This window comes from Neisseria flavescens, from assembly GCF_005221285.1.
Classification (GTDB): Bacteria; Pseudomonadota; Gammaproteobacteria; order Burkholderiales; family Neisseriaceae; genus Neisseria; species Neisseria flavescens.
Genome location: NZ_CP039886.1, coordinates 938,687 through 964,060, shown reverse-complemented (window position 1 = coordinate 964,060; position 25,374 = coordinate 938,687). Strand labels below are relative to the sequence as shown.

At 49.7% G+C, this 25,374-nt stretch carries 27 protein-coding genes; 10 read left to right on the top strand and 17 right to left on the bottom strand.

The window, feature by feature from the left end:
- The first annotated feature begins 134 nt into the window (after positions 1 to 134).
- Positions 135 to 632, top strand: coding sequence for a YbhB/YbcL family Raf kinase inhibitor-like protein (locus tag FAH67_RS04970; protein WP_039863482.1), 498 nt, complete (start codon positions 135 to 137; stop codon positions 630 to 632).
- A gap of 76 nt (positions 633 to 708) precedes the next feature.
- On the opposite strand, the gene FAH67_RS04965 is transcribed toward FAH67_RS04970, so the two are convergent.
- The 3 genes from FAH67_RS04965 to FAH67_RS04955 all read right to left on the bottom strand — a co-directional run bounded on the left by FAH67_RS04965 (position 709) and on the right by FAH67_RS04955 (position 4,177).
- Positions 709 to 1,218 carry a peptidylprolyl isomerase gene (locus tag FAH67_RS04965; protein WP_004519830.1) on the bottom strand — a complete coding sequence of 170 codons (510 nt, stop codon included), beginning with the start codon at positions 1,216 to 1,218 and terminating at the stop codon, positions 709 to 711.
- Positions 1,219 to 1,323: 105 nt separating this feature from the next.
- On the bottom strand, positions 1,324 to 2,739 hold the full coding sequence (locus FAH67_RS04960; RefSeq protein ID WP_003678920.1) for an SLC13 family permease: 1,416 nt from the start codon (positions 2,737 to 2,739) through the stop codon (positions 1,324 to 1,326).
- Between the two features lie 265 nt (positions 2,740 to 3,004).
- Positions 3,005 to 4,177 (bottom strand): sugar transporter, encoded by a 1,173-nt coding sequence (locus tag FAH67_RS04955; protein WP_003678923.1) that lies wholly within the window; start codon positions 4,175 to 4,177, stop codon positions 3,005 to 3,007.
- A 147-nt stretch (positions 4,178 to 4,324) separates the two neighbouring features.
- On the opposite strand from FAH67_RS04955, the gene FAH67_RS04950 reads away from it, so the two are divergent.
- The 5 genes from FAH67_RS04950 to FAH67_RS04930 all read left to right on the top strand — a co-directional run bounded on the left by FAH67_RS04950 (position 4,325) and on the right by FAH67_RS04930 (position 8,241).
- The gene (locus tag FAH67_RS04950) at positions 4,325 to 4,534 is read left to right on the top strand and encodes a heavy-metal-associated domain-containing protein (RefSeq protein ID WP_003678925.1); all 210 of its coding nucleotides are present in this window, start codon (positions 4,325 to 4,327) and stop codon (positions 4,532 to 4,534) included.
- Between the two features lie 143 nt (positions 4,535 to 4,677).
- Positions 4,678 to 6,840, top strand: coding sequence for a heavy metal translocating P-type ATPase (locus FAH67_RS04945; protein ID WP_003678926.1), 2,163 nt, complete (start codon positions 4,678 to 4,680; stop codon positions 6,838 to 6,840).
- 86 nt (positions 6,841 to 6,926) lie between these two features.
- Positions 6,927 to 7,184 (top strand): hypothetical protein, encoded by a 258-nt coding sequence (locus FAH67_RS04940; protein WP_003678928.1) that lies wholly within the window; start codon positions 6,927 to 6,929, stop codon positions 7,182 to 7,184.
- A 122-nt stretch (positions 7,185 to 7,306) separates the two neighbouring features.
- Positions 7,307 to 7,873 carry an SGNH/GDSL hydrolase family protein gene (locus tag FAH67_RS04935; protein WP_003678930.1) on the top strand — a complete coding sequence of 189 codons (567 nt, stop codon included), beginning with the start codon at positions 7,307 to 7,309 and terminating at the stop codon, positions 7,871 to 7,873.
- 119 nt (positions 7,874 to 7,992) lie between these two features.
- Positions 7,993 to 8,241, top strand: a complete 249-nt coding sequence (locus FAH67_RS04930; protein WP_039863483.1) for a CsbD family protein — start codon at positions 7,993 to 7,995, stop codon at positions 8,239 to 8,241.
- Between the two features lie 62 nt (positions 8,242 to 8,303).
- On the opposite strand, the gene trpD is transcribed toward FAH67_RS04930, so the two are convergent.
- On the bottom strand, positions 8,304 to 9,332 hold the full coding sequence (gene trpD, locus FAH67_RS04925; RefSeq protein ID WP_003678936.1) for an anthranilate phosphoribosyltransferase: 1,029 nt from the start codon (positions 9,330 to 9,332) through the stop codon (positions 8,304 to 8,306).
- A gap of 88 nt (positions 9,333 to 9,420) precedes the next feature.
- Positions 9,421 to 10,011, bottom strand: a complete 591-nt coding sequence (locus tag FAH67_RS04920; protein ID WP_003678938.1) for an aminodeoxychorismate/anthranilate synthase component II — start codon at positions 10,009 to 10,011, stop codon at positions 9,421 to 9,423.
- Positions 10,012 to 10,186: 175 nt separating this feature from the next.
- Here FAH67_RS04920 and FAH67_RS04915 point away from each other — a divergent pair, with 175 nt between their 5' ends.
- The 3 genes from FAH67_RS04915 to kdsA all read left to right on the top strand — a co-directional run bounded on the left by FAH67_RS04915 (position 10,187) and on the right by kdsA (position 13,107).
- Positions 10,187 to 11,728, top strand: coding sequence for a YdgA family protein (locus tag FAH67_RS04915; protein WP_003678942.1), 1,542 nt, complete (start codon positions 10,187 to 10,189; stop codon positions 11,726 to 11,728).
- A 78-nt stretch (positions 11,729 to 11,806) separates the two neighbouring features.
- Positions 11,807 to 12,190, top strand: a complete 384-nt coding sequence (gene panD, locus FAH67_RS04910) for an aspartate 1-decarboxylase (protein ID WP_003678944.1) — start codon at positions 11,807 to 11,809, stop codon at positions 12,188 to 12,190.
- Between the two features lie 74 nt (positions 12,191 to 12,264).
- Positions 12,265 to 13,107, top strand: a complete 843-nt coding sequence (gene kdsA / locus FAH67_RS04905) for a 3-deoxy-8-phosphooctulonate synthase (protein WP_036472435.1) — start codon at positions 12,265 to 12,267, stop codon at positions 13,105 to 13,107.
- Positions 13,108 to 13,164: 57 nt separating this feature from the next.
- Here kdsA and mutL read toward each other — a convergent pair whose 3' ends face one another.
- From mutL to FAH67_RS04875, 6 genes are all read right to left on the bottom strand, one after another.
- Positions 13,165 to 15,141: a DNA mismatch repair endonuclease MutL gene (gene mutL / locus FAH67_RS04900; protein ID WP_003678947.1), complete on the bottom strand. Its 1,977-nt coding sequence runs from the start codon at positions 15,139 to 15,141 to the stop codon at positions 13,165 to 13,167.
- Between the two features lie 37 nt (positions 15,142 to 15,178).
- Positions 15,179 to 15,661 (bottom strand): GNAT family N-acetyltransferase, encoded by a 483-nt coding sequence (locus FAH67_RS04895; protein WP_003678948.1) that lies wholly within the window; start codon positions 15,659 to 15,661, stop codon positions 15,179 to 15,181.
- A 72-nt stretch (positions 15,662 to 15,733) separates the two neighbouring features.
- On the bottom strand, positions 15,734 to 16,870 hold the full coding sequence (locus tag FAH67_RS04890) for a 5-(carboxyamino)imidazole ribonucleotide synthase (RefSeq protein ID WP_039863484.1): 1,137 nt from the start codon (positions 16,868 to 16,870) through the stop codon (positions 15,734 to 15,736).
- An 83-nt stretch (positions 16,871 to 16,953) separates the two neighbouring features.
- On the bottom strand, positions 16,954 to 17,523 hold the full coding sequence (locus tag FAH67_RS04885; protein ID WP_003678950.1) for an RNA 2'-phosphotransferase: 570 nt from the start codon (positions 17,521 to 17,523) through the stop codon (positions 16,954 to 16,956).
- A gap of 43 nt (positions 17,524 to 17,566) precedes the next feature.
- Positions 17,567 to 19,042, bottom strand: coding sequence for an anthranilate synthase component I (trpE, locus tag FAH67_RS04880; protein WP_039863485.1), 1,476 nt, complete (start codon positions 19,040 to 19,042; stop codon positions 17,567 to 17,569).
- A 135-nt stretch (positions 19,043 to 19,177) separates the two neighbouring features.
- Entirely contained in the window at positions 19,178 to 19,555 is a 378-nt protein-coding gene (locus FAH67_RS04875; protein ID WP_003678957.1) for a hypothetical protein, read from the bottom strand.
- A 136-nt stretch (positions 19,556 to 19,691) separates the two neighbouring features.
- Between FAH67_RS04875 and FAH67_RS04870 the strand changes: the two genes are divergently transcribed.
- Complete coding sequence (locus tag FAH67_RS04870) at positions 19,692 to 20,312, top strand: Smr/MutS family protein (protein WP_003678959.1); 621 nt, start codon at positions 19,692 to 19,694, stop codon at positions 20,310 to 20,312.
- 52 nt (positions 20,313 to 20,364) lie between these two features.
- Here FAH67_RS04870 and FAH67_RS04865 read toward each other — a convergent pair whose 3' ends face one another.
- The 6 genes from FAH67_RS04865 to dnaB all read right to left on the bottom strand — a co-directional run bounded on the left by FAH67_RS04865 (position 20,365) and on the right by dnaB (position 25,220).
- Positions 20,365 to 20,853, bottom strand: a complete 489-nt coding sequence (locus FAH67_RS04865) for a PilX family type IV pilin (protein ID WP_003678961.1) — start codon at positions 20,851 to 20,853, stop codon at positions 20,365 to 20,367.
- A 4-nt stretch (positions 20,854 to 20,857) separates the two neighbouring features.
- Positions 20,858 to 21,403 (bottom strand): pilus assembly PilX family protein, encoded by a 546-nt coding sequence (locus tag FAH67_RS04860; protein WP_003678964.1) that lies wholly within the window; start codon positions 21,401 to 21,403, stop codon positions 20,858 to 20,860.
- Positions 21,382 to 22,320, bottom strand: a complete 939-nt coding sequence (locus FAH67_RS04855) for a PilW family protein (protein ID WP_003678967.1) — start codon at positions 22,318 to 22,320, stop codon at positions 21,382 to 21,384. Before FAH67_RS04855 ends, FAH67_RS04860 begins: the two co-directional genes overlap by 22 nt.
- 2 nt (positions 22,321 to 22,322) lie before the next feature.
- Positions 22,323 to 22,970 carry a type IV pilus modification protein PilV gene (pilV, locus tag FAH67_RS04850; protein WP_172459143.1) on the bottom strand — a complete coding sequence of 216 codons (648 nt, stop codon included), beginning with the start codon at positions 22,968 to 22,970 and terminating at the stop codon, positions 22,323 to 22,325.
- Between the two features lie 12 nt (positions 22,971 to 22,982).
- Positions 22,983 to 23,654: a pilus assembly FimT family protein gene (locus FAH67_RS04845; protein WP_039863486.1), complete on the bottom strand. Its 672-nt coding sequence runs from the start codon at positions 23,652 to 23,654 to the stop codon at positions 22,983 to 22,985.
- A gap of 159 nt (positions 23,655 to 23,813) precedes the next feature.
- Positions 23,814 to 25,220 carry a replicative DNA helicase gene (gene dnaB, locus FAH67_RS04840; RefSeq protein ID WP_039863488.1) on the bottom strand — a complete coding sequence of 469 codons (1,407 nt, stop codon included), beginning with the start codon at positions 25,218 to 25,220 and terminating at the stop codon, positions 23,814 to 23,816.
- Between the last annotated feature and the right edge of the window lie 154 nt (positions 25,221 to 25,374).

Genomic DNA, 25,374 nt, shown 5'->3' with positions numbered 1-25,374 from the left:
ATGTGTTTGATCGAATTGTGAATATTGCCGGAGGCCGTCTGAAAATGCAACATTGGGAAAGTGAAAACGGCAGTATCTTTCAGACGGCCTTGGTGTTTGTTAGAATGAGCCAACCTACTATTGGGAGATATAAGATGAAAGTCAGCAGTAAAGCTATTGTCAACGGCGAATTTGAAGACAAATACGGCAAGCGTGGCAGCCAGTTCAGCCCGAGCGGTATGCCTTCTTATTCGATTCCTTTTGAGATTGAAGATGCGCCTGAAGGAACAAAATCGTTTGCCGTGGTGTTGGAAGATAAAGATGCCATTTCAGCATCTGGCTTTGTATGGACGCATTGGTTGATTTCGGATTTGAAACGCACTTCAGTGGCAGAAAATGAGAGTATTTCTGCAACAGATTTCATACAGGGCGCGAATACTTGGGCGAGCGCGTTGGGTAAATTTGAAATCGAAGAGGCCTCGTTTTACGGCGGCATGGCGCCACCGAACAACCGCCATCGTTATGAGCTGATTGTGTACGCGCTGGATACCGTTTTGGATTTACCGCGCGGTTTCCGCTTTAATGAGCTGCATTTTGCCATGCAGGGCCATGTGTTGGATTCGGCATGCGTGGTTGGTACTTATGATGTGTGACGGTATGCGTCATTATTGAAAAACAGCCTGTCTGTTTTTAATTCGGACAGGCTGTTTTTATGGGAAATCAAATCAATTAAACCACTTCGGCTTTAGTGATGATGACAGGTTCGCTTGGTACATCGTCGTGGTAGCCGTGACGCTTGGTAGAAACGCCTTCGATGGCATCGACAACGTCAAAACCGTCAACGACTTTACCGAATACGGCATAGCCCCAGTCTTGGACTACGGTTTTGCCGTACAGCTCTTTAGAACGGAAGTTCAGGAAGGCGTTGTCGGCAGTGTTGATGAAGAATTGTGCGCTGGCAGAGTGAGGATCGGAAGTACGCGCCATGGCGATGGTGTATTTTTCGTTAGGCAAACCGTTGGACGCTTCGTTTTGAATCGGATCGCGGGTTTCTTTTTCGTTCATGTTTTCATCCATGCCGCCGCCTTGAATCATGAAGCCTTTGATGACGCGGTGGAAGATTACGCCGTCGTAGAAGCCGTCTTTAACGTATTGCTCGAAGTTTTTAGCAGTAACGGGGGCTTTGTCGAAATCGAGTTCGATTTTGATGTCGCCTTTGTTGGTGTGCAGGATAATCATGGGTTTCCTTTCGTTGAAAATCACAGGCAAAATTGGGAGGCTTGCGGAAAATCCAATGCCGTCTGAACGGATTATGTCAGACGGCATCGTTTTAGGGAATCGGATTTACATCAGGAAGAAGTATGCCCACAGAGCAACCAATACTACGCAGAGGATGTTCAGCAGTATGCCGACATTCATCATTTCGCGTTGCTTGATTAAGCCCGTGCCGAACACAATCGCGTTAGGCGGTGTGGCAACCGGCAGCATGAAGGCGCAAGACGCGCCAACACCGATGACGAATACCAAGACTTGTTCGGGCAGGCCCATTTGCGCGGCGATGCTGGCGAAAATGGGCACAAGCAGGGCGGCAGAAGCCGTGTTACTGGTGAACTCGGTCAGGAAGATGATAAAGGCGGCAACCACGAAAATCACCAGCAATGCAGGAGAATGGGAGAATGTGGAAGCAACCTGTTGACCCAGTGCTTCAGATGCGCCGGAAGATTGCAGCAGCGCGCTTAAGCTGATACCGCCGCCGAAGAGCATCAAAACACCCCAGTCGGTATTGCGGGCAACTTCTTTCCATTGCGCCACACCGAATACGACGACGGCAACGGCGGCAATCAGGGCAATAACGGTATCAGGGTTAGAAATACCGAATGCGGCTTTGATTTTGGAGCTGAATACCCAAGAGACGGCAGCGGCAAGGAAAATCAGTAATGCGATAACGCGGTGCAAAGTCCACGGAATCGATTCGGCTTTAACTTCCACGCGCTCGTTCAAATTAGGCTTGAGGATGACGTACATGGAGAACAGCATCAAGGGCAGAATCAACAGCATCATCGGCAGGCCGAGCTTCATCCAGCCGACGAAGTCCAGATTTAGGGCTTTGGCGGCAATCAGGTTGGGCGGCGAGCCGACGAGCGTGCCCAAGCCGCCGATGCTGGCGCAATAGGCGATGCCGAGCAGGAGGAAGACGTAGGTTTTGTGTTCTTTTTCCTGGTCGAGGTGGCTCATCATACCCATTGCCAAAGGCAGCATCATCGCGGCAGTCGCAGTGTTACTGATCCACATAGACAGGAAGGCGGTAACGATAAATAACATCAAGACCGCAACTTTCATATTGCCGCGGGACAGGCGCAACAGGCTGACGGCGATTTTACGGTCAAGACGCTGCATATGCAGGGCGGTTGCAAGCGCGAAGCCGCCGAAGAATATGTAAATCGTCGGGTCGGAGAAACCTGCCATCGCTTTTTTGATGTCCATATCCGGGAAGCCGAGTACAACGGCAAGGATAGGGATCATCAGCGCGGTAACGGTAATGTGTACGGCTTCGGTAAACCAAAGTGCCGCAACAAAAAGCAACAGCGCGATACCTTTGTTGGCATCGGGGCTGTAGGGAAGGATGTAATAAATGCCGAAGCAGACAACAGCAGAGATAATGGTCGTCAGTAGTCCTTTAAAGTCGGTAATCGGCTTCTGCGCACTGAGAAGCTCGACGTTCTCAGGATGCTGGGTTTTGTCCTTTGCATGTAAGTCCATGAAGTATTCCTCTGAAACATGATTGGTTTTTCTTTTCAGCCGTACGTTCAGACGGCCTAATAGGCGACAGTATATTTGTAATTTGATGTAGTGTAAATAAATTGTAAATTATTTTTTAAAAATGAAATGAAAACCGGATAAGCAGCAAGAAAACTGCTTATCCGGCGGAATGAAGACCCATCATGGGTTAACAAGAATCAGGACAAATCGGTAAAACTGCCAAAATTACGGCAGAGTCAGTAATACCATCCTGATTTATATGGATTTAAACGTTTTGCGTCAGATTGTCTTGTTCCTTAAACAACAAGCCGCAAACGGCCAGACCTGCCGCCGCCGGCAAGGCTCCGGCAATGCCGATATTGGAAAGGCCGAACCAGACGGTTACATAATGCCCCAAAAGCGCACCGCCGCCGATGCCGACATTGTACAAACCTGAATAAATCGAGTTGGCCACATCTGTTGCATCCGAGGCAAATGCCAAGACTTTCGACACCATGCCCAAGCTGACGATGACGATGGCCACGCCCCAAATAAACACCAGCGCATACACCGCATAAGGGAAAGAGGCAAACGGCAGAAGCAGCAGGGCAGAGAGCAGGATGACCGCCACCGCGCCAAGCATAAACAGGCGTTGCGATTTGGCAAACCATTTGCCAAACAGATAAGAAGCGGCAAAGCCTGCCAAACCGTACAGGCTCAAAACGATGGTGACTTGTTCAGCCTTAAATCCGCCAACTTGCAACACAAAAGGTTCGATATAGCTGTATGCCGTGAAGTGTGCCGTAATAATCAACACCGTCATGGCATAAAGCAGCATCAGATTGCGGCGCTTGAACAAACTCGGCAGGTTGCTTAAAGAGCCGGTATTTTGGCTGGGTAAAGCAGGCAGGTTTTTGGCCAATACCAGCATTACGCCGGCAGCGCAGACCCCGATTAGCAGGAAGCTGAGCTGCCAGCCAAAGTATTGACCGACCACGCGCCCCAGCGGAATACCCAAAACCATCGCCAAAACCGTACCCGTACTGAGCAAGCCCAAAGCCTGATTGGTTTTGCTGGTGGGCGCAAGCCGTACTGCCAAAGAAGCCGTAATCGACCAAAAGACAGCGTGTGTCAGCGCAATCCCGATACGGCTGACCAAGAGGATGTTGAAGTTCCAAGAAAAAAACGACAGCGCGTGAAACAGCGCGAACAGTGCAAACAACATCAGCAATAATTTGCGCCGTTCGATGTTTTTTGTCATCAGCATCAGCGGCAGCGATAGGAGCGCAACAATCCACGCATACACCGTAATCATCATGCCCACTTCCGTTGCCGCTTTGCCAAAACTCTGACCGATGTCGCTCAAAAGCGCAATCGGAATGAATTCGGTGGTATTGAAAATAAACGCCCCCACCGCCAGTGCGCATACGCTAACCCATTGTTTCAATGTTGAAGTCATTATTATGTCCGTTTGGTGAAGCAAAGGGCGTTATTATACGCCTATCTGCATTTTTCAGATGGCTGCCCTAATGAAGAATTTGCAAGCTGTTTGTGTAAGGAGTAAAGTATTTGGCAACCATATTTGTTTGAATGAAAGGAAATACAAATGCAAACTGTTACCCTCAATATCGACGGCATGACCTGTGGCGGCTGCGTGAAAAGCGTAACCCGTCTTTTGGAAGGCGTAGAAGGCGTGGAAAAAGCAGAAGTCAGCTTGGAAAACAAAAATGCAGTGATTACTTTTGATGAGAGCAAGACAGATGCCGATGCGCTGATTGATGCCGTAGAAGACGGCGGCTTTGACGCTGCCTTGTAAATTGAATTTTTGAGTAAAGGCCGTCTGAAATATTTCAGACGGCCTTTGTCTCTTGATAACTTACTTTTTGCCATTATGTCGTTTTCGTTTGATAATACATAAACACAAAAACACGAGCCAAACAATCAATAGGAGGCTTTGCCATGCAACAAAAAGTCCGTTTCCAAATCGAAGGCATGACCTGTCAGGCCTGCGCTTCGCGTATTGAAAAAGTATTGAATAAAAAAGATTTTGTCGAATCAGCAGGGGTGAACTTTGCCAGCGAGGAGGCACAGGTTACGTTTGACGACAGCAAAATGTCGGTAGCCGACATTGCCAAAATCATTGAGAAAACCGGTTACGGCGCAAAGGAAAAAACGGAAGATACATTGCCACAACCTGAAGCAGAACACCATATCGGCTGGAGATTATGGCTTTTGCTGGCCATCAACATCCCGTTCTTAATCGGCATGGCAGGCATGATGATTGGTCGGCACGATTGGATGATTCCGCCGTTGTGGCAATTTGTACTGGCAAGCGTGGTTCAACTTTGGCTGGCAATCCCGTTTTACAAAAGCGCGTGGGCGAGTATTAAAGGCGGGTTGGCGAATATGGACGTGCTGGTTACCATCGGCACGGTGTCGATTTACCTGTATTCCGTTTATATGCTGTTTTTCAGCCCGCACACGGCGCACGGTATGGCGCACGTGTATTTTGAAGTAGGCGTGATGGTGATCGGTTTTGTGTCGCTGGGCAAATTTTTGGAACACCGCACCAAAAAATCCAGCCTGAACAGCTTGGGTTTGCTGCTCAAACTCACGCCAACCCAAGTCAACGTGCAACGCGATGGCGAATGGAAACAAGTGCCCATCGACCAAGTACAAATCGGCGACCTTATCCGCGCCAACCACGGCGAACGTATTGCCGCCGACGGCATTATCGAAAGCGGCAGCGGCTGGGCGGACGAGAGCCACCTCACCGGCGAATCCAATCCCGAAGAGAAAAAAGCAGGCGGCAAAGTGTTGGCGGGCGCGCTGATGACTGAAGGCAGCGTGGTGTACCGCGCCGCGCAGCTCGGCAGTCAAACCCTGCTCGGCGACATGATGAACGCGCTCTCCGAAGCGCAAGGCAGCAAGGCACCGATTGCACGTGTGGCAGACAAGGCGGCGGCGGTATTTGTGCCGACTGTTGTGGGCATTGCGTTATTGACTTTTATCGCCACTTGGCTGATTAAGGGCGATTGGACGGTTGCGTTGATGCACGCCGTTGCCGTTTTGGTGATTGCCTGCCCGTGCGCGCTCGGTTTGGCAACCCCTGCTGCAATTATGGTGGGCATGGGCAAAGCGGTGAAACACGGCATTTGGTTTAAAGATGCGGCGGCAATGGAAGAAGCTGCCCACGTTGATGCCGTCGTGTTGGACAAAACCGGCACGCTGACCGAAGGCAGGCCGCAGGTTGCCGCCGTTTATTGCGTTCCCGACAGCGGCTTTGACGAAGACGCTTTGTACCGCATCGCCGCCACCGTCGAACAAAACGCTGCTCATCCGCTTGCCCGAGCCATTGTTTCCGCCGCCCAAGCGCGTGGCTTGGACATTCCTGCCGCACAAAACGCGCAAACCGTTGTCGGCGCAGGCATTACCGCCGAAGTGGAAGGTGTGGGTTTGGTGAAAGCAGGCAAAGCCGAATTTGCCGAACTGACCTTGCCGAAGTTTTCAGACGGCGTTTGGGAGATTGCAAGCATTGTTGCAGTTTCAGTCGATAACAAACCAATTGGCGCATTCGCACTTGCCGACGCGTTGAAAGCCGATACCGCCGAAGCCATAGGCCGTCTGAAAAAACACAATATCGATGTCTATATTATGAGCGGCGACAACCAAGGCACGGTCGAATACGTCGCCAAACAACTGAGCATCGCCCACGCTTTCGGCAATATGAGTCCGCGCGACAAAGCCGCCGAAGTGCAGAAACTCAAAGCTGCCGGCAAAACCGTGGCGATGGTCGGCGACGGCATCAACGACGCGCCCGCACTCGCCGCCGCCAACGTCAGCTTCGCGATGAAAGGCGGCGCGGACGTTGCCGAACATACCGCCTCCGCCACGCTGATGCAGCATTCGGTCAACCAGCTCGCCGATGCACTGTTGGTATCGCAGGCGACTTTGAAGAACATCAAGCAAAACCTGTTTTTCGCCTTCTTCTACAATATCTTGGGCATTCCACTCGCCGCATTCGGCTTTTTAAACCCCGTCATCGCAGGCGCGGCAATGGCGGCAAGCTCGGTTTCCGTGTTGAGCAATGCCTTGCGCCTGAAACGGGTGAATATTGAGTGACAATATAAAGGCCGTCTGAAGATTGTTTTTCAGACGGCCTTTAATCCATATTTTCTAATTTTGGAACTCAAGCGGGAGTATGTCGTATGGACATGATGTTGTTTACCAATATTGTATTGATTGTTTTATGTATTTTTACCATGTTGCTGGTGTGGTCGCGCAACTGGAAACGCAAGCAGGCGTATTTTGAGAAAATCAAAAGCAATCCGGAAAACCTCAAATGGGTTGGGCAAAATCTGAGCGGTCAGGAATGGAAGGATTTGAAAGCCGTGAGCGACCGTTTTGGGTTGCCCATATTACAGGCCAAGCAATTAACTGATTTTTATAAAAACAGTCAGCGTTAAATTATGATTTAACGATAGAACTTGATTGAGGTTAAGGCCGTCTGAAATAGCACTCTTATAATAATATAAGTGATATTTCAGACGGCCTTGCTGTTTGTTCAAATAAAGGGAGGAGAACAAAAATGACCGTTTACTTAATCGGCGATTCCGTTCGGCTTGCTTCGGAGCCTTACACGCGCGCCGCTTTGCCTGAGGCGGATATTGTTTCTCCATCGGAAAACTGCCGTTCGTCGCATGATGTGTTAGAGCATATCGGGCAATGGACAGAGGGCGCGACTGTGGGAGACATTATCCACATCAACTGCGGTTTGCACGACATCTGCCACAATCAAGGCTGTAATGAGCCGGTGGCCGATATAGAAACCTATCGCAACAACCTGACCCAAATTTTCGATTATCTAAAACAGACAGGTGCAAAAATTATTTGGGCGAGCAGTACGCCGTTTTTGGAAAGCGTACACAATATCGTCAAACCCTCGCGCCGTTATCTGGCCGACTTGAAGGCCTATAACCGTGTGACTGAGGATTTGGCAAGGCAATATGGTTTTGCCGTCAATGATTTATACAGTCTGATGTTTGGGCAGGATTTGACTGATGTGATGCTGTGTGACGGGCTTCATTTCAATGAGTTCGGCAGTCAGATGATAGGCAATGCAGTAGCAGAGGCGATATTGAAACAGATGGACTAACCTGACTTAACTCGTTTTGTCGTGTTTTGGCTTTCAGACGGCCTTTAAAGTTGAAGCGAAGCTCCGATATAAGGTAATGCAGCACTAATCCTATCAACATTGAATCCAGGAGTATGACCATGAGCGGCGAATTAGATAAAATCAGCGGTAAAGTAAAAGAAGTGGCTGGAGATGTATCCGGCAATGCCAAACTTGAAGCTGAGGGCTTGGTTCAACAAGGCGTTGGCAAAGTAAAAGAAGTGGTCGGCGACATTGAAGAAAAAGTCGGCGATGTTTTGCAAAAAGGCAAAGAAGAAGCCGAGCATTTGGTTGATGAAGCCAAAGAAAAAGCTGAAAGCCTGATTAATGATATTAAAAGCAAATTTTAATATCCAAAGAATAAAAGGCCGTCTGAAAGATTTTCAGACGGCCTTTTTTATGGTTTTAAAGCTTAGGCAAACTGTTTGCCAAATTCGATAAACTCGTCTTTTTTGGCTTTGGCTTTGCCGGAGTCGATGGCTTCTTGAGCGGCTTTGACGCCATCTGCCAGCGAAGCAACCACATTTCCTGCATAGAGCGCGGCGGCGGCATTGAGGACAACGATATCGCGTGCGGCACCGGCTTTGCCGTCCAACACTTCGTTCATTTTTTGCAGGGATTCTTGCGCATTTTCGACTTTGATTTCGTCTAAATTGCGGCGGACTTTCATGCTGAAATCGGCCGGGCTGATGTCGTATTCGGTGATTTTGCCGTCTTTCAGTTCGGCAACGCGGGTTTTGCCGGTCAGCGTGATTTCATCCAAACCGCCTTCGCCGCACACAACCAAAACATGTTTGGAACCAAGCTGTTGCAATACGCGGGAAAGAATGCCGCACAAGTCGATGTGGAACACGCCCAAGAGTTGGTTTGCCGCACCAGCAGGATTGGTCAACGGGCCCAAGATATTGAAGATGCTGCGGAAACCGAGCGAACGGCGGACTGGGGCAACATAGCGCATGGCGCTGTGATGGTTGGGCGCGAACATAAAGCCGATACCGGTTTGCTGAATGCTTTGGGCAACCTGTTCGGGGGTAAGATTGAGGTTGGCGCCCATTTGTTCCATGACATCGGCAGCGCCGCTGGATGAAGAAACGGAGCGTCCGCCGTGTTTGGCGACTTGCGCGCCTGCCGCAGCCGCGACAAACATGGAAGTTGTAGAGATATTGAAGGTTTTGGCACCGTCGCCGCCTGTGCCGACAATATCGACCAAGTCATCGGCGTTTTCCAGCGGCACTTTGGTGGCAAATTCGCGCATTACGCTGGCTGCAGCGGTAATCTCGGAAACGGTTTCAACTTTAATCCGCAGGCCGGTCAGGATGGCGGCGATTTGCTCGGGCGGAACTTGGCCGCTCATGATTTGACGCATGAGGTCGGTCATTTCATCGTAGAAAAGTTCGTTGTTGCTGATGAGGCGTTCAATCGCTTGTTGAGGGGTGATCATGATTTTTCCTTTGTTCGTGTCCGATGTGATTCAGGCCGTCTGAAAATGCGGTTTGAACACTGTCAAACACCTTTCAGACGGCCTTTCATTAAGATTTTTGCGGATGATAGTCTTTGAATTCTTCCAAGAAGTTTTTCAGCATATCGTGGCCGTGTTCGGTCAGCAGGGCTTCGGGGTGGAACTGTACACCTTCGACGGCATATTCTTTGTGGCGTACGCCCATGATTTCGCCGTCTTCCGTCCACGCGGTAATTTCGAGGCAGTCGGGCAGGGTGGCGCGGTCGATGGCCAGGCTGTGGTAGCGCGTGCAGTTGACCGGATTGGGCAGGTCTTTAAACATGCCTGTGCCGTGGTGGAAAACGGGGGAGACTTTGCCGTGCATCATCGTTTGCGCGCGCACGACATTGCCGCCGAACGCTTCGCCCATGGTTTGATGGCCGAGACACACGCCCATGACGGGCAACCTGCCGGCAAAGTGCTGCATGGCTGCAACAGAAATGCCTGCTTCTTTAGGGGAACAAGGGCCGGGGCCGATGACCAGATATTGTGGTTTCAGGGCTTCGATTTCTTCGATGGTGATTTCATCGTTGCAGCGAACCAAAACTTCCTGCCCCAATTCGGCAAAGTATTGGACGATGTTGTAGGTGAAGCTGTCGTAATTATCAATGAATAAAAGCATTTGCAAACCTTTAATGACATCTTGGCAGATAGGGTAAGGTCTGCCAAAAGTGTGAAAATCGTTTATATTTGCATAATATCACAATCTTTACCTAAAGGCCGTCTGAAACGGCGGATAAGACAAAACAGCTAAAAAATGCTATGCTTTACGCTTTGAACCTAATCTGTTTGAAGTGATGAAAAAGTATCTTATCCCGACTGCCGCCGTCGTTGTCGCCGCTGCGCTCGGCACGCCTTATTATCTTGGTGTCAAAACGGAAGAAAGCCTGACTGAGCAACAAAAGCTGTTGCAGGAATCCGGTTTCCTGACCGTTGAGTCCCACCAATACGATCGCGGCTGGTTCAGTTCAACCGAGACGACCGTCATCCGCCTCAAACCGACCCTGCTTCAAAATACGCAAAAATACCTGCCGGACAATTTGAAAACCGTCCTGCAAGAGCCGATTACGGTTATCAACCATGTGACACACGGCCCGTTTGCCGGCGGCTTCGGCACGCGCGCCCATGTGGAAACCGAGTTTCAATACCATCCGGAAACCAAAAAAGTTTTGGATCGCTTCTTCGGCCAGCAAGCGCCGTTGACCATGACCAATACGGTTTATCTTTCCGGCGACGGCAAACTCAGCCTCAATATCCCCGCCTTCGACTATGAAGAGCTCTCCGGTATCAAGCTCAACTGGAAAGGCTTTGGCGGCAATACCGATTACAGCCAAGGCTTCAAAAGCTATCGCCACGATTACCTTGCGCCGTCTTTACAAGTCAAATTGGCCGATAAAGGCGATGTGTCTTTGGAAAACCTGCGCTTCCAATCCGAAACGGAAGACGGCCTGACCAAGCTTGCTTTGGGTAAGCGCAGTATTACGCTGGATAAATTCCTGTTGCAATGGAAAGAAAACATCGATTACAACGTTAAGTTGAACGAATTGGTCAACCTTGTGACCAACCTGCAAATCGGTGCATTCATCAATCCGACCGGCACGATTGCTCCGTCTAAAATCGAAGTCAGCAAACTGCGTTTCGATACCCAAACCGGCGAAGTCGATAAATTCATCAACAGCGAAGGCCGCTTCCAATTTGAAAGCCTGACTTATGGCGAAGACAAATACGGCCCTCTGGACATCAACGTCGCTGCCGAGCATTTGGATGCGGCTTCACTTTTGGCATTGAAAAACAAAATTGCCGAAGTGTCCGTGAAGAAAATGAGCGAAGAAGAAATTCAGGCTTCCTTGATTCAGACGGCCAAAAACGAGGCTTCAGGCCTGTTTACCAACAATCCGGTTTTAAACGTCAAAACCTTCAAATTCACTATGCCTCATGGTGATGTCGATGTCAGCGGCAAACTCGCGTTTAAAGGTTTGGCAGCCAAAGACCTCAACAATTTGGGCGATATGCTGAAGAAAACCGAAGCTGACTTCAACATGAGCGTACCGAAAAAATTGTTGGAGCAGCTCGCCGTCAACCAAGCAAGCAGCCTGTTTAGCGTCAATGCCGAAGATGAAGCCGCAGGCCGCGCCAGCATCGACGATATTAACGAGACCTTGCGCCTGATGGTGGACAGCACCATCAAAAGCATGGCAAGCGAAAAATATTTGACCTTAGAAAACGATAATGTCAAAACCCATCTGACTCTGCAAAACAGCGAGTTGAAATTAAACGGAAAAGTCCTTCAAAGTGACCCGGAACCCGAGTTTGACGAAGCAGACTTTCCTAATAACTAATCCTCAATCACACAAACAGCGGTTTTAACTTCCCAGAAGTTAAAACCGCAAATCAACCCACAATCAAAAAGGAAACCCATGTTCCGTACCATGCTCGGAGGCAAAATCCACCGCGCCACCGTTACCGAAGCTGACCTCAACTACGTCGGCAGCATTACCGTTGACCAAGACCTGCTGGATGCGGCAGGTATTTGCGTTAACGAAAAAGTCGCCATCGTTAACAATAACAATGGCGAACGCCTTGAAACCTACACCATCCCCGGCGAACGCGGCAGCGGCGTCGTTTGCCTCAATGGCGCGGCCGCGCGTTTGGTTCAAAAAGGCGACATCGTGATTATCATGTCTTACGTCATGTTGTCCGAACCCGAAATTGCAGCGCATGAGCCGAAAGTCGTCCTCGTCGATGAGAACAATAAAATCCGCGACGTGATTTCTTATGAGCCGCCGCACACTGTGTTGTAATATTCAAACAAAGGCCGTCTGAAACGTTTCAGACGGCCTGTTTCCCAAATTCAACTTATCTGAAAGGCTTTGCCGTGAATATCCAAATCAACAACATCACCGTCAGCAACGATGCGCCCTTTACCCTTTTCGGCGGCATCAATGTCCTTGAAGACCTTGACTCTACGCTGAAAGCCTGTGAGCAATACGTTAAAGTCACCGATAAACTCGGCATCCCTTACGTTTTCAAAGCCTCTTTCGACAAGGCAAACCGCTCTTCCATCCACTCTTTCCGCGGTGTGGGTTTGGACGAAGGCATGAAGATTTTTCAAGCGGTGAAACGCGAGTTTAACGTTCCCGTGATTACCGACGTTCACGAGCCTTACCAATGCCAGCCGGTTGCTGAAGTCTGCGATGTCATCCAGCTGCCTGCCTTCTTGGCGCGCCAAACCGATTTGGTGGTGGCAATGGCGAAAACCGGCAATGTCATCAACATCAAAAAGCCGCAATTCCTCAGCCCGTCTCAAATGAAAAACATCGTTGAGAAATTCCAAGAAGCAGGCAACGAGCAAATCATTTTGTGCGAACGCGGCGCAAACTTCGGCTACGACAACTTGGTGGTCGATATGCTCGGCTTTGGTGTGATGAAAAAAACGTGTAACAACCTGCCCGTTATTTTTGACGTCACCCATTCCCTGCAAACGCGCGAATCCGGTGCCGCCGCATCAGGCGGACGTCGCGCCCAAGTATTGGACTTGGCGCTTGCCGGTATGGCAACCCGATTGGCCGGTTTGTTTCTTGAATCCCATGCCAATCCCGACCAAGCCAAATGCGATGGCCCAAGCGCATTGCCGCTTGCCCAATTGGAAGACTTCCTGACCCGTGTTAAAGCAATCGATGAAACCGTGAAATCGTTTGCGCCTATGGATATTCGTTAAGGGCAAATAAGTTAAAAGGCCGTCTGAAAGCATTTTCAGACGGCCTTTTTATCGGCGTTACTGTCCGCGTAAAAACAACGCATCCAATTCTTTTAAAGTCAGTTTGACCCAAGTCGGACGGCCGTGGTTGCACTGGTTGCTGCGCGGCGTGTTTTCCATATCGCGCAGGAGGGCGTTCATTTCGGGCAGGGTGAGCCGGCGGCCGGCGCGGATTGAGCCGTGGCAGGACATGGTGGCGAGGATGCGGTTTTCGTGTTCTTCGATGGTTTGGCTGCTGCCGACTTGGGCGAGTTCGTTTAATACGTCTTTGGCGAGCGAGACGACATCGGATTTGCCCAACATTGCGGGAACGGCGCGGACGGCAAGGGTATTGCCGCCCATGTCGGACAATTCCAAACCGAAGCCTGCCAGCGTTTCGGCATGATCGGCAAGGGCGGCGCATTCTTCGTGGGACGCGGCAAAGGTTACGGGAATAAGCAGGCGCTGGCTTTGCAGATTGCCGTTTTCTTGACGTTGGCGTTTCATTTTTTCGTAGTTGACGCGTTCGGCGGCAGCGTGCATATCGATGAGCAACAGACTGTCTTCGGCTTGGGCAAGGATGTAGATGCCAAGTAATTGAGCAATGGCGAAGCCGAGCGGCGGCAGTTCGGATTGGGACGGGATGCCGTCTGAAAGCGGCGCATCTGTTTTGGGAGTAGGCGTTTCAGACGGCATATTGCCGAAACGTGCCTGCTCTAATCGGTTCAACTCAAGGTCGATGTCGTCGGTTTTTTTGTAAAGCTCGGCGTAAGTATTCATGGCTGCGCGGCTTTCGCGCAAGGACAGGCTGCGTTGTTGCGGCGCACGAGCGGCTTGGTAAGGCATAGGCGCGGTTTTGCCTGATGCACCAAAGGCATTGCGTGTATCGGGTTTGTTGCCCGTCGGGTAGTTGGATGCGCTATCAAATAAATTTTCGCTGTCGTTTTCAGACGGCATTTGGGTGGAGACAACGCCGGTAATGTCATGCAACACTTCACCTGCGTTGCTGACGCTTTCGGTCAGGTCGGCGCGGGTATCGGCAAGGGCTTTGTTGAGCGTGTGGAACACGAGTTGGTGCACCTGCCGGCTGTCGCGGAAGCGGATTTCGGTTTTGGTAGGGTGGACGTTGACATCCACGGCTTCGGGCGGCAGGTCGAGAAAGAGGACGAAAGCAGGCGTCAGCGCGTTGTGCAATACGTCGCGGTATGCCTGCTTGACGGCATGGAGCATGACTTTGTCGCGGACAAAACGATGGTTGACGAAGCAGTATTGTTTGTCGGTTTTGCCTTTGGCAAAGGTCGGTTTGGCAATCGCGCCATAGAGCCGCAGCGCGCCATTGCCGCTGTCAATTTCCAATGAGGCCGTCTGAAAATCATCACCGACAATGGCGGCAATCCGTTCATGCAAGCTTTGGGTTGGGAGTTTGAATACTTGTTTGCCGTCGCGTTTGAGTGAGAAGGCAATGTGCGGATGCGCCAGTGCAAGGCGTTCGAGCATGGTGGCGCAGTGGGCATATTCGGTGTTTTCGGATTTGAGGAACTTGCGTCGCGCAGGGGTATTGAAGAAGAGTTCGGCGGCTTCGATGGTGGTGCCGACGGGGTGGGCGGCGGCGGTGGGGCTGCTGAGTTTGCCGTCTTCTGCTTTGACTTGAGTCGCGTGCGAACTGTCTTCTTGACGGCTGGTCAGGGTCAGGCGGCTGACGGAGGCGATGCTTGCCAAACCTTCGCCGCGAAAGCCCATGCTGGCAACGTGTTCCAAATCGTTTAAAGTTTTGATTTTGCTGGTGGCGTGGCGGTGGAGCGCGAGTTCGATGTCGTCCGGATGGATACCGCTGCCGTTGTCGCTGACGCGAATCAGGCGGATGCCGCCGCCCGCCAGCTCGACATCGATCGCCGTCGCGCCTGCATCGATACTGTTTTCAACGATTTCTTTCAGGGCGTTGGCAGGGCGTTCGACCACTTCGCCGGCGGCGATTTGGTTGACAAGATGGTCGGGCAGGGCGGCAATTCGGGACATCGGTTTCTTTCAAAAAAAGCAACGGCGGAAGGGGAAATTACAGGTATTTGCGCATCAATTCGCATTCGACGCGGACGGTTTTGTTCAGCTGCAACACGGCAGTACCGAGCGACTCGTAGCGGTTGAGGCGATAGAAAGGCACGGAATTGAGCGAGGCATACAGTTTGAGAAAGCTGAGGCCTGCATTTCGTGCCATTTCTTCGGCGCGGCTGAGCAGGGCCGTGCCCAAGCCGAGATTATGGAAGAGCGGATGGACGTATAAGGCGTCCAGTTGCGCTTCTTTGAAATCGACTTGGAAGAAACCTTGAATCAGCCCTTTGTATTCGACCACCCACAAAGCTTTGTTTTTATCGGAGATGGTTTCCAAATAGCTGTTGATGTCGAGCAGACTTTCCCATGTGTGCATAATGGTTTCATCGTAACTGCGGATGCAGGCGTATTGAACGGCATGCAGATGGGCGTTGTGTATGGCTTGGCAGTCTTTTTCGGTTGCCGGACGGAGGATGGTCAGAAGGCTCATGGCGGATGGTCGGAAAAATTGATTTCAGACGGCCTTTGGCAATCAAAGGCCGTCTGAAAAAAGTGGGTAAGGTTACAGGCTTTGATGTAAGGCTTGTGCGGTTTGGAACGCGTTGTCTGCATCGTTGGCTAAGACGGTAAAATGCCCCATTTTGCGGCCTTTTCGCGCGGCTTTTTTGCCGTAAAGGTGCAGGTGCGCGTCCGGCCGGCTTTGCAGGGGCAGCCAATCCGGTTCGCCGCCGTCTTCCTGCCAAACATCGCCCAAAATATTCGCCATACAGCAAGAAGTCAGCAATTTGGTGTCAGCAGGAGGCAGGTTGCACATCAGGCGAACCTGTTGCTGGAATTGGTCTGCCGCGCAGGCGTCGATGGTATGGTGGCCGGAATTGTGCGGACGCGGCGCGATTTCGTTGACGACCAATTCATGCGTATCGCCGACAACAAACATTTCTACCGCCAATACGCCGACGTAGTTCAATTCATCGGCCAAACGCTGCGCCATTTGTCGCGCCTGTTGCTGAATGTCGGCACTCAGTCGGGCTGGGACTATGGAGTAGGCGAGGATACCGTTTTCGTGAATGTTTTCGGCAGGGTCGAAAGTTTGCACATTGTCATTGTTCAGACGGCATACGATAACGGAAATTTCGCCGCGCAAGTCCACCATTTTTTCCAAAACGCAATCCACGCCGCCGTGTTCGGCAAACGCGGCTTTGAGTTCATCCAATGTTTTTACGCGGATTTGGCCTTTGCCGTCATAGCCCAAAGTGGCAGTTTTCAGGATGCCGGGCAGAAATTGTATGCTTTCTTCAGTGATGTCTTCGGCTCTGCAAACTGCTTGATACGGCGCGGTTTGCAGGCCTGCTTTGCGTATCCATGCCTTTTCCTGAATGCGGTTTTGTGCGATGGCAACGCAGTCGCCGCTGGGGGAAACATTGGTGTGTTTGGCGAGAAAACGCATCGCATCGGCATTGACGTTTTCGAACTCGGTCGTAACAGCCGCACATTTTGCCAATTCTTCCAAAGCGGTTTGGTTGTCAAACGGCGCACACAAATGGCGGTCGGCAAATTCCGCTGCCGGCGCATTCGGGTTGGGATCGAGTACGGTTACTTTGTAGCCCATGGTTTTGGCAGCAACAGTAAACATTCTGCCTAATTGTCCGCCGCCAAGAATGCCGAGCATAGCAGGAGGGAGGATGGGGGATGTGTTCATGGATAATCGCTTTATGAAGAAATTGGGTAGGGTGTTTGCGGGCCGTCTGAAAATGGTTTTACGGCTTCAGACGGCCTGATGTTTTAAAGTTTGCCGATAAATTGCGGCGGAACGTTTTCAGTTAACCATACGCCGTTGTCCGCCAAATAAAATTGATGTCCTGCCGCAAGCATGGCGACAGTGTCAATGGTCAATACAACCGGCTTGCCGTGTCGGGAGCCGACGTTGACGGCTGTTGCAGCATCGGCAGACAGATGGACAAAATGGCGCGAGGCAGAATGCAGGCCTTGTTCCATTATAGACGGCACAGACCGCTCAGCCGTACCGTGATACAAAATTTGAGGAGGCGTTGCCACTTTGTGTTCGACCTGAACTTGTGCCGTCGAATGACCTTGCGCCGCGCGGATGCGTTTACCGTCTTCAGAAAGGGTAAACCGTTTTTTATCGTTGTTTTCGACCACTTCCAATAACACTTCATAGGTCAGCGGATTGCCCGTAAAGCCGCGCTCGGGATGATTTACCTGCGTCAGCAGGGTATCAATATCCACCCAGCCGTCTTTATCCAAAGTAATACCGATTTGCTCGGGATGATGGCGCAAGATAAAGCTGAGGAATTTGCTGATGGATTTTAGTTGTTTTTCGTTTAGCATCATAATCTTGTTATTTAGTCATTTCAGAGCGCAGGCCGTCTGAAAGTCATTTATCCAACCCTTCTTGAACCATTTGCGCGGCGCGTATGACGGCACGGGCTTTGTTTTGCGTTTCCTGCCATTCTGATTCAGGATTGGAATCGGCAACCACGCCCGCGCCGCTTTGGACGTATAGCGTGTTGTTTTTCACTACGGCGGTGCGGATGGCGATGGCCAAGTCCATGTCGTTGTTGAAACTCCATACGCCGACGGCGCCGCCGTAGATGCCGCGTTTGCCCGGCTCGACTTCTTCGATGATTTCCATGGCGCGGACTTTGGGTGCGCCGGAAAGTGTGCCTGCCGGGAAGGTGGCGGCGAGGATGTCCATGTTGGTCATGCTGTCTTTCAGACGGCCTTCGACGTTGGAGACGATGTGCATCACATGGGAGTATTTTTCAATCACCATTTTGTCGGTGACTTTGACTTCGCCGGTTTTACTGATGCGGCCGACGTCGTTGCGTCCTAAGTCAATCAACATGACATGTTCGGCAATTTCTTTGGCATCGCTCAGCAGGTCTTGCTCGTTGGCAAGGTCTTCGGCTGGTGTTTTGCCGCGCAGGCGCGTGCCGGCGATAGGGCGGACGATGACGTCGTCGCGTTCGCGGCGGACGAGGATTTCAGGCGAAGAACCGACGATGTGGAAATCGCCGAAATCGTAGTAGAACATATACGGCGATGGGTTCAGTGTACGCAGGGCGCGGTAGAGGGCAAGCGGATTATCGGTAAATTCCATGCTCATGCGCTGGCTGGGAACAACCTGCATGCAGTCGCCTGCAAAGATGTAGTCTTTGATTTTGTTGACGCAGGCTTTGAAAGGTTCTTCTCCAAATTCGCTGACTGCTTGCGTTTGCTTGCTGCCGAGGGAAAGCGGAATGGCGCAACTTTGGCGTAGCTGGGTACGGATGTCTTCAAGACGTTCGCGTGCGCGTTCGTAGCCGTTGGCTTGAGACGGATCGGCATAAACAATCAGGTAGATTTTGCCGCTTAGATTATCCACTACTGCAAGCTCTTGCGAGAGCATCAGGAGGATGTCGGGCGTACCGAGGGGATCGGCTTTGGCCGTATGTTTCAGGCGGTGGGCAAAATGTTCGAAATTGTAGATGGTTTCATAACCGAAATAGCCGACCAGGCCGCCGGTAAAGCGCGGCAGGCTTGGAATTTCGGGCGTTTTGAAGCGGTTGTGGAAGGCTTCGATAAAGGGCAGGGGATTGCCGTCGTGTTGTTCGACGATTTCGCCGTTTTGATATACATCGACATGTTTGCCGCTGGTTTTGAGATAGTGGCTGCAAGGCAGGCCGATAAAGGAATAGCGTCCGAAGCGTTCGCCACCGACAACGGATTCGAGCAGGTAGGTGAAAGGCTTGTTGGCAAGTTTAAGGTAGATTGAGAGCGGTGTGTCCAAGTCGGCAAGCAGCTCTTGAACGAGTGGAATGCGGTTGTAACCTTGTGCGGCTTGGGCTTGGTATTCTTGTTTGCTGATCATCTTGATAAGTCTTTCAGACGGCCTGTTTTAGGGTGTTAAATCGTGTGAAGAGTATAGCATTTTATTGGGATTGTTGACAGTCTGAGCGTTATGTCAGATATGGAAAACGCCGTCTGAAAAAGACGGCGCGAGGTATCAGGCAATGGTGTTGGCAATTTTGTTTTTTCGGCTCCGTTTCCACTTGAAGAGATAAGCGGCAACAACGGGAATCAGGGCGATAATGGATTTGAATGTCCAGCCTGAATACCATGTACCTTCGGGAACATCGCTTGCAAGCCAAGTGAAGTACGGCCACCAGCAGGCAACCAGGCTGCCGAGGAACAGCGGCCAAATATGACGGCTTAAGTTGCGTTGCCACAAAAGGAAACAGATGGCCACCCAAACGAAAGTCAGTACGGTAATCAGGAGAATGGTGTAGGCATCTGAAATCAGGATGGCGGCAAAGTAGTAGCTGAGTCCGACCCATAATAGGGCAAGTATCAAGACGATGATTTCTTCCGGGCGTTTAAACATGATTTCTCTCTTTTGTAAGACTGACAATGCGTTAATACTATACCCTAAACAGGAAGCGATGATAAGAGTCTTTCAGACGGCCTTGTGGCCGAGTTTGCTATAATGGGTACAGTCAATTTTTTGGAAAGGACAAACCATGACGGCAAACTTTCAAGAAACGCTGAAGGCTTTGGGCAAACAGGCGAAAAAGGAAGCCGCGGAGCGGGAAGCCGAAGCGAAGGCTAAAAAGCAGGTAGAGGATGTAGATTTCAGCAAGGCAGTTGGTAAGGTTACGCCGTTGAAAAATGCCGGCAACTATTATGAACAGCCCCGTGATAAATCACCTATCAAGCCGCGACCTAAAGAAATGGCAACTTTGGAGCAGGAAGATTATTTTTATGTGGGCAGCGGCGGCTGGGAAGAACCGCCGGCTTCGTTCAGTAAAAACGGGCAGGGTAAAAATGATTTGATGCGTTTGCGAAACGGTCATTATCCTGTTGTGGCTGATGTGGATTTGCATGGCTATACGCAGGAAGAAGCGCAGCAGGTATTGAACGAATTTATTGAGTTTACGAAAAAACGCGGCATTTGCGGCGAGATTGTCCATGGTAGCGGCTTAGGTTCAGCAGGCTATAAACCGGTTTTGAAAAATATGACGCGCCGCTGGTTGATGCAGCATCCTGATGTATTGGCTTATGTCGAGCCTCGACAAGGCAATGATGGCGCAGTCAGGATTTTGTTGAAACGCCAACGCCGAGACGATGATTGGAAGCAGTAAAATAAAAAAAGCAGTGTCGATAAAATGACACTGCTTTTTTATATTTGTCAGACTAAGAAGATTTCTTTTTGGAAACCGATTCGCAGCCTTCGCCATTGGTCATTGCGGTTTTGAAATTATTGGCAGAGTCAATATCAGTGCATTTGTAAGCATTACCCAAACTATCCATCCAAACAGAAAGGGTATAGCCTGTTTTTGTGGGAATGGCTTTCAAACGATAGGCTCGGCTTTTATTGGTATCAATCATTTCGGCAGAGTATTTGTATTTGTCTGCCAAATCTTTATGGCCTTTGTATTTGAAAATAAAGTCATCCAACTGAGTTTTAATCTCGGCAGTTTTCCACTTTGGATTTTTAACCATCTTATTTTTAAAAGCAGAATTGATGGCGACTAACTCGGCATGCGCTTGTGATTGGTAGCCTCGTTCAATGTAGCGGTTGTAAGACGGAATGGCAATGACGCTCAGGATGGCTAAGATGGCGACGGCAATCATCATCTCAACCAGCGTAAAGCCTAGTTGTTTGGTAGAGGTGGTATTCATTATATTATTCGCTGGCAACGTAAGATTGAAGGACGACTTGGGTATTGGCATTCTTACCCCATGCCTTGGCGGTAACTCGGTAGGTAATTCGACCCTCTGTCGTTTTGCCTAAATATTCGATAATGTAGCGTGGATTATTTACGATGCCGCTTTTTTTATCTAAAGGATATTCCGTACCATTGGCGTCAATACACAGGCTTTTGTCGCATTTGCGCTTCCAAGCATCTACGGTTGGGTTGCCTTCTTCAGTAAAGTCGCCATTGGATTTTACGTTTGGTGTGGAACATAAACCTTTTTCACATTTTGCGGTAAAAGCAGTCTTTTCCCCTTCAATATCAAAAATTTGATTTTCACCTTCACGCAGTGCCGCTTCGGCTAGGGTGGTTGCCAGTTTGCGGTCGGCATCATTGGTGCTGATACGCTGCTCGGTATTGTAGGACTGGGTTGCAGTAACGACGAGCATGGCGATGACGACCATCATCACTAAGACGATAAACAAAGCATAGCCCTGCTGCCGTTCGGGTTTGATTAGAGTGATCGGTCGGCGCATACGTTTCCTCCGCGGATGGTGGCATTAATATTATAGATATCGACTTTATTGTCTTGTTCTTTTGATGGGTCAATACTGCCGTTATTCAGTACGATTTGGATAGAAGTCGGAGACTTAGCTTCAGCTGAGGTATCCAATGCGTTTTTGTAATCAAATGATTCTGTATTCACTCCGCTGGCAGATTCATTTCCAAAATCAGGACATTCCGCATAGATATAGTGGATATCCATGCTTGTAATGCCTTTAATCAACAGCTGCGGATTACTCCATGAGCCATCATTTGATAATTGGAAACGGAACAAACCGCTCTCTTCTCTAAGTTTACCGACAGCGTAGGCAATCATTTCATGTTTCATGATGGCGATACTGCCGTCTTGATCAGAGTCGGTAATTTTTAAATTCAAAGCCGATTTTGCCGCAGCCAAATCTTTAATTTCTGTGTGAGGTTTGGCAATACGGGAGCAGCTGCTGGCAATGGCAGTTTTTGCAGGAGAGTCAGCTTTGTCGATACCGTATTGGAACAGCAGGGCTCTGCCGGTTTGAGCAAAGCCGGCAGAGCTTAATTTGATTTCTTTAATCGGTAACAGATTATTCACACCGGCTGTTTTCAATGTATATTCATCCGAGCTTTTGTCTTCTATCACTGCAGAGGCAGGAAAATTCGCCATATTGAAGCAGCCGAAATTGCCTGCCATACGCGCATCACGGACAATCATGTTGGCGGCGTTGCGTAAATCTTGTTGGATACCGATACGGGCGTTGGCAGACTTGTTTAATCCGCGCGCAGTAAAGTAGGTAGAGCTGACAGCCATTAAGACGATCATGCTGAGCAGGCTGGCAACCAGAAATTCAAGGATGCTGAAACCACGAATGGCGGTTTTATTGGGAATATGGTTGAGTAAGCGTTTATTGTTCATTGTTAGTCTCTTACGCGTGATTGATAGGTATAGACAACGTGGTGCCCCGATGTGTTGAGATCTTTTGTGCTATTTTCTTCTTCGACATCTTGCAACCATAAAACTTTTACGATGGTCGTGTCGCCTTTGTCATCGCATTTTGCATTAAAACCATTTTCGTAAGTTGGCTCTGCACCGGAAGAATCTTTGCAGATAGTGAAGTGGAATTCGGCTTCTGGGAGGGCTTCGGCTAAATCTGTTTTAAACTGTGCAATTTGAGCCTGTGCAAGTTGAGTTTTGTTCATTTTGGCTTCAAATTTTGCAGTTTGTGTAGAGGCGAATTTTATGTAGGCATCGTAGGATTTTTTATAACTGGTGGTTTTTTCCCCTGCAGTATCGGTTTCTTCAGAGAGCGTCGGATTAATGAGCATGCCTTCAATCAGATTTTGTGTAATTTGGGCGACGGCGGTTTGATTTTCAGACTCACGCACGTTGGATACGGTACGCAATTGAACAGCCAAAAGGGCGAGTACGCCAATGGCAAGGACAAACATGGCAATCAAAACTTCAATCAGGGTCATACCTGATTGAAGTTTTGGAGTAAAGCTTGTTGAGTTCGTTTTCAGACGGCCTTTAAATGATCTGAGATGAGTAGGATTAGTAATGTTCATAGGATACCGTTGTTATTCTTTGGAAGTGTATTCGCACATTTTGCGCTCATCGTTTTTAGCACAGATTTCGACATGCCCATTGCCATTGATTAAAAGTACGGTAGCACGGGCTTTCTTGGTTTCAGCATCGGCAGCAGATTTATCTGTTAGGCTGATTTTGATATGGCCGTCTGAAAATTGATAATCCTTGCCATCGGTTGAATGGCCAAATGTACCATTGGGAAGAAATCTCCACCAGACTTCTTCTTTTGCAGCTGAAGAGGAGGGGGCTGAGTGTTTAGTGCCGATAGGGATATAGTTGAAGCTGTATTCCACTTTGTCGGTATCTCCATTAAGGATAATGGAGCGGATGGATAAATCAACTGTGTCGTTTTGATAGCGTAAGTCTTCGTTTTTATCGGCGTAGGCCAACATACCATTACCGGCATATTGGGAATTGCAACCATTATTGGGTGAACCATCGGATTTGATTTTGACCGGGCAGATGTAAACGGGAAGATTTAGACGGACGGCCTCATTACGCGCGAAGCGCAGCAGATTGGCAATTTGCTCTGCTTGCGATGCTGCACGTCTGGAGGCAATCCATTGATTCATATTGGGAAGTGCGATGACGGCCATTACTGCTGCAATAGTAATGACGATCAGCAACTCAATTAGGGTGAAGCCTTTTTGTGTCTGATACATGAGTGATTTTTTTTGGTAGTAATGTGTTGGGTAACTGACGTTTTCTCTTCTGCACTTGCCTGTGGCAATGCTTTTGCTTTCATTAGATTTATTATAAACGATTTTGTAATGCATGACTAATGAAATATGAAATTCGGTTAGTTTTTCGGACAATCTGTCTCAATCTTCCATCAACATGGATTCTGGAATATAGGCAGCATTATCAAATTTGGTAAATTGACCCATCCAAGTGAGGAATACTTTCCCGACAGGGCCGTTACGGTGTTTACCGATAATACATTCCGCCAAGCCTTTTGCGGGTGAATCTGAGTTGTAGTATTCGTCGCGATACATGAACATAATCAAGTCGGCATCCTGCTCGATTGCGCCGGACTCACGCAAGTCGGACATCATCGGGCGTTTGTCGGTACGCTGCTCAACTGTACGGCTCAACTGCGACAGGGCAATGACGGGAACTTGCAATTCTTTAGCCAATGCTTTGAGGGAGCGCGAAATTTCGCCAAGCTCGGAAGCACGGTTGTCAGAACGGCCGGAGCCTGACATCAATTGCAGGTAGTCGATAACGATCAAACCCAATTTGCCGTTGAACTGGCGCGCAAGACGACGGGCGCGGGCGCGGAGTTCGAGTGCGGTCAAGCCCGGCGTTTCATCGATATACATGGGTGCATCGGAGAGTTTAACGACCGCTTCGTTCAGACGGCCCCAATGTTCGTCTTGTAATCTGCCGGTTTTTAAGACGCTTTGATCCAAACGTCCGACTGAACCCAGCATACGCATGACCAGCTGCGCACCGCCCATCTCCATGGAGAATACAGCGACAGGCAATTTATTTTCTACGGCAACGTGTTCCGCAATATTGATCGAAAAGGCAGTTTTACCCATAGACGGACGGCCTGCGACGATGATCAAATCGCCCGGTTGGAGGCCTGATGTTTTTTTGTCGAGGTCGATAAAACCTGTCGATATGCCGGTTACTTCATCAGGATTGTCGCGCGAATAAAGCATATCGATGCGCTCGACCACTTCTTTCAGAAGGTCGGGCATCTCAAGGAAGCCTTGTTTGGATTTGGCGGTGCTTTCGGCGATTTGGAATACTTTGTTTTCCGCCTCGTCCAAAAGCTGGCCTGCATCACGCCCTTGCGGGTTGTATGCGCTGCGTGCAATTTCCGTGCCGACTTCGGCAAGCTGGCGCATGATGGAACGTTCGCGCACGATTTCGGCGTAGCGGCGGATATTGGCAGCGGATGGCGTATTTTGCGCCAGCGTAATCAGATAGTTGAATCCGCCTGCCACTTCCAATTCTTCATTGCGTTCCAAACTTTCTTGAACGGTAATGACGTCGGCAGGACGGCTTTCATTAATCAGGTTGGCAATCGCACGAAAAATCAGGCGGTGTTCGTGGCGGTAAAAATCTTCGCCGGAAACGACATCGGCAATACGGTCCCAAGCAGAATTTTCCAGCATCAGGCCGCCCAAGACGGATTGCTCCGCTTCTGTGGAATGTGGCGGCAGTGACAATGCGCTGATTTCACGGTCTTCAGGCGGTATATCGGAATAATTGCTCATGACGGGCATCTCTGGCTGGAAAATTGCAATCCGCTATTATAACGCAGTGTAAGTTCAATTGGTTTGTTTAGGCTAAAGCAGGTAAAATAGCCATGTTGTCGATTTGACAACACACACTACCAAAATATAAATATCAAGAATTAGGAGCATAAAA

Excerpts from the sequence above, each read along its gene's own strand:
- mutL (WP_003678947.1), bottom strand. The coding sequence starts at position 15,141 with ATGTCCCGAATTGCCGCCCTGCCCGACCATCTTGTCAACCAAATCGCC.
- FAH67_RS04920 (WP_003678938.1), bottom strand. The coding sequence starts at position 10,011 with ATGCTTTTATTCATTGATAATTACGACAGCTTCACCTACAACATCGTC.
- FAH67_RS04860 (WP_003678964.1), bottom strand. The coding sequence starts at position 21,403 with ATGCGCCGACCGATCACTCTAATCAAACCCGAACGGCAGCAGGGCTAT.
- trpD (WP_003678936.1), bottom strand. The coding sequence starts at position 9,332 with ATGATCACCCCTCAACAAGCGATTGAACGCCTCATCAGCAACAACGAA.
- FAH67_RS04865 (WP_003678961.1), bottom strand. The coding sequence starts at position 20,853 with ATGAATACCACCTCTACCAAACAACTAGGCTTTACGCTGGTTGAGATG.
- FAH67_RS04930 (WP_039863483.1), top strand. The coding sequence starts at position 7,993 with ATGAGCGGCGAATTAGATAAAATCAGCGGTAAAGTAAAAGAAGTGGCT.
- FAH67_RS04935 (WP_003678930.1), top strand. The coding sequence starts at position 7,307 with ATGACCGTTTACTTAATCGGCGATTCCGTTCGGCTTGCTTCGGAGCCT.
- FAH67_RS04960 (WP_003678920.1), bottom strand. The coding sequence starts at position 2,739 with ATGGACTTACATGCAAAGGACAAAACCCAGCATCCTGAGAACGTCGAG.
- dnaB (WP_039863488.1), bottom strand. The coding sequence starts at position 25,220 with ATGAGCAATTATTCCGATATACCGCCTGAAGACCGTGAAATCAGCGCA.
- panD (WP_003678944.1), top strand. The coding sequence starts at position 11,807 with ATGTTCCGTACCATGCTCGGAGGCAAAATCCACCGCGCCACCGTTACC.
- FAH67_RS04915 (WP_003678942.1), top strand. The coding sequence starts at position 10,187 with ATGAAAAAGTATCTTATCCCGACTGCCGCCGTCGTTGTCGCCGCTGCG.
- FAH67_RS04965 (WP_004519830.1), bottom strand. The coding sequence starts at position 1,218 with ATGATTATCCTGCACACCAACAAAGGCGACATCAAAATCGAACTCGAT.
- FAH67_RS04855 (WP_003678967.1), bottom strand. The coding sequence starts at position 22,320 with ATGAACAATAAACGCTTACTCAACCATATTCCCAATAAAACCGCCATT.
- FAH67_RS04890 (WP_039863484.1), bottom strand. The coding sequence starts at position 16,870 with ATGAACACATCCCCCATCCTCCCTCCTGCTATGCTCGGCATTCTTGGC.
- trpE (WP_039863485.1), bottom strand. The coding sequence starts at position 19,042 with ATGATCAGCAAACAAGAATACCAAGCCCAAGCCGCACAAGGTTACAAC.
- FAH67_RS04940 (WP_003678928.1), top strand. The coding sequence starts at position 6,927 with ATGGACATGATGTTGTTTACCAATATTGTATTGATTGTTTTATGTATT.
- pilV (WP_172459143.1), bottom strand. The coding sequence starts at position 22,970 with ATGAACATTACTAATCCTACTCATCTCAGATCATTTAAAGGCCGTCTG.
- FAH67_RS04945 (WP_003678926.1), top strand. The coding sequence starts at position 4,678 with ATGCAACAAAAAGTCCGTTTCCAAATCGAAGGCATGACCTGTCAGGCC.
- FAH67_RS04950 (WP_003678925.1), top strand. The coding sequence starts at position 4,325 with ATGCAAACTGTTACCCTCAATATCGACGGCATGACCTGTGGCGGCTGC.
- FAH67_RS04970 (WP_039863482.1), top strand. The coding sequence starts at position 135 with ATGAAAGTCAGCAGTAAAGCTATTGTCAACGGCGAATTTGAAGACAAA.
- FAH67_RS04845 (WP_039863486.1), bottom strand. The coding sequence starts at position 23,654 with ATGTATCAGACACAAAAAGGCTTCACCCTAATTGAGTTGCTGATCGTC.
- FAH67_RS04955 (WP_003678923.1), bottom strand. The coding sequence starts at position 4,177 with ATGACTTCAACATTGAAACAATGGGTTAGCGTATGCGCACTGGCGGTG.
- FAH67_RS04895 (WP_003678948.1), bottom strand. The coding sequence starts at position 15,661 with ATGAGCCTTCTGACCATCCTCCGTCCGGCAACCGAAAAAGACTGCCAA.
- FAH67_RS04885 (WP_003678950.1), bottom strand. The coding sequence starts at position 17,523 with ATGATGCTAAACGAAAAACAACTAAAATCCATCAGCAAATTCCTCAGC.
- FAH67_RS04875 (WP_003678957.1), bottom strand. The coding sequence starts at position 19,555 with ATGTTTAAACGCCCGGAAGAAATCATCGTCTTGATACTTGCCCTATTA.
- FAH67_RS04870 (WP_003678959.1), top strand. The coding sequence starts at position 19,692 with ATGACGGCAAACTTTCAAGAAACGCTGAAGGCTTTGGGCAAACAGGCG.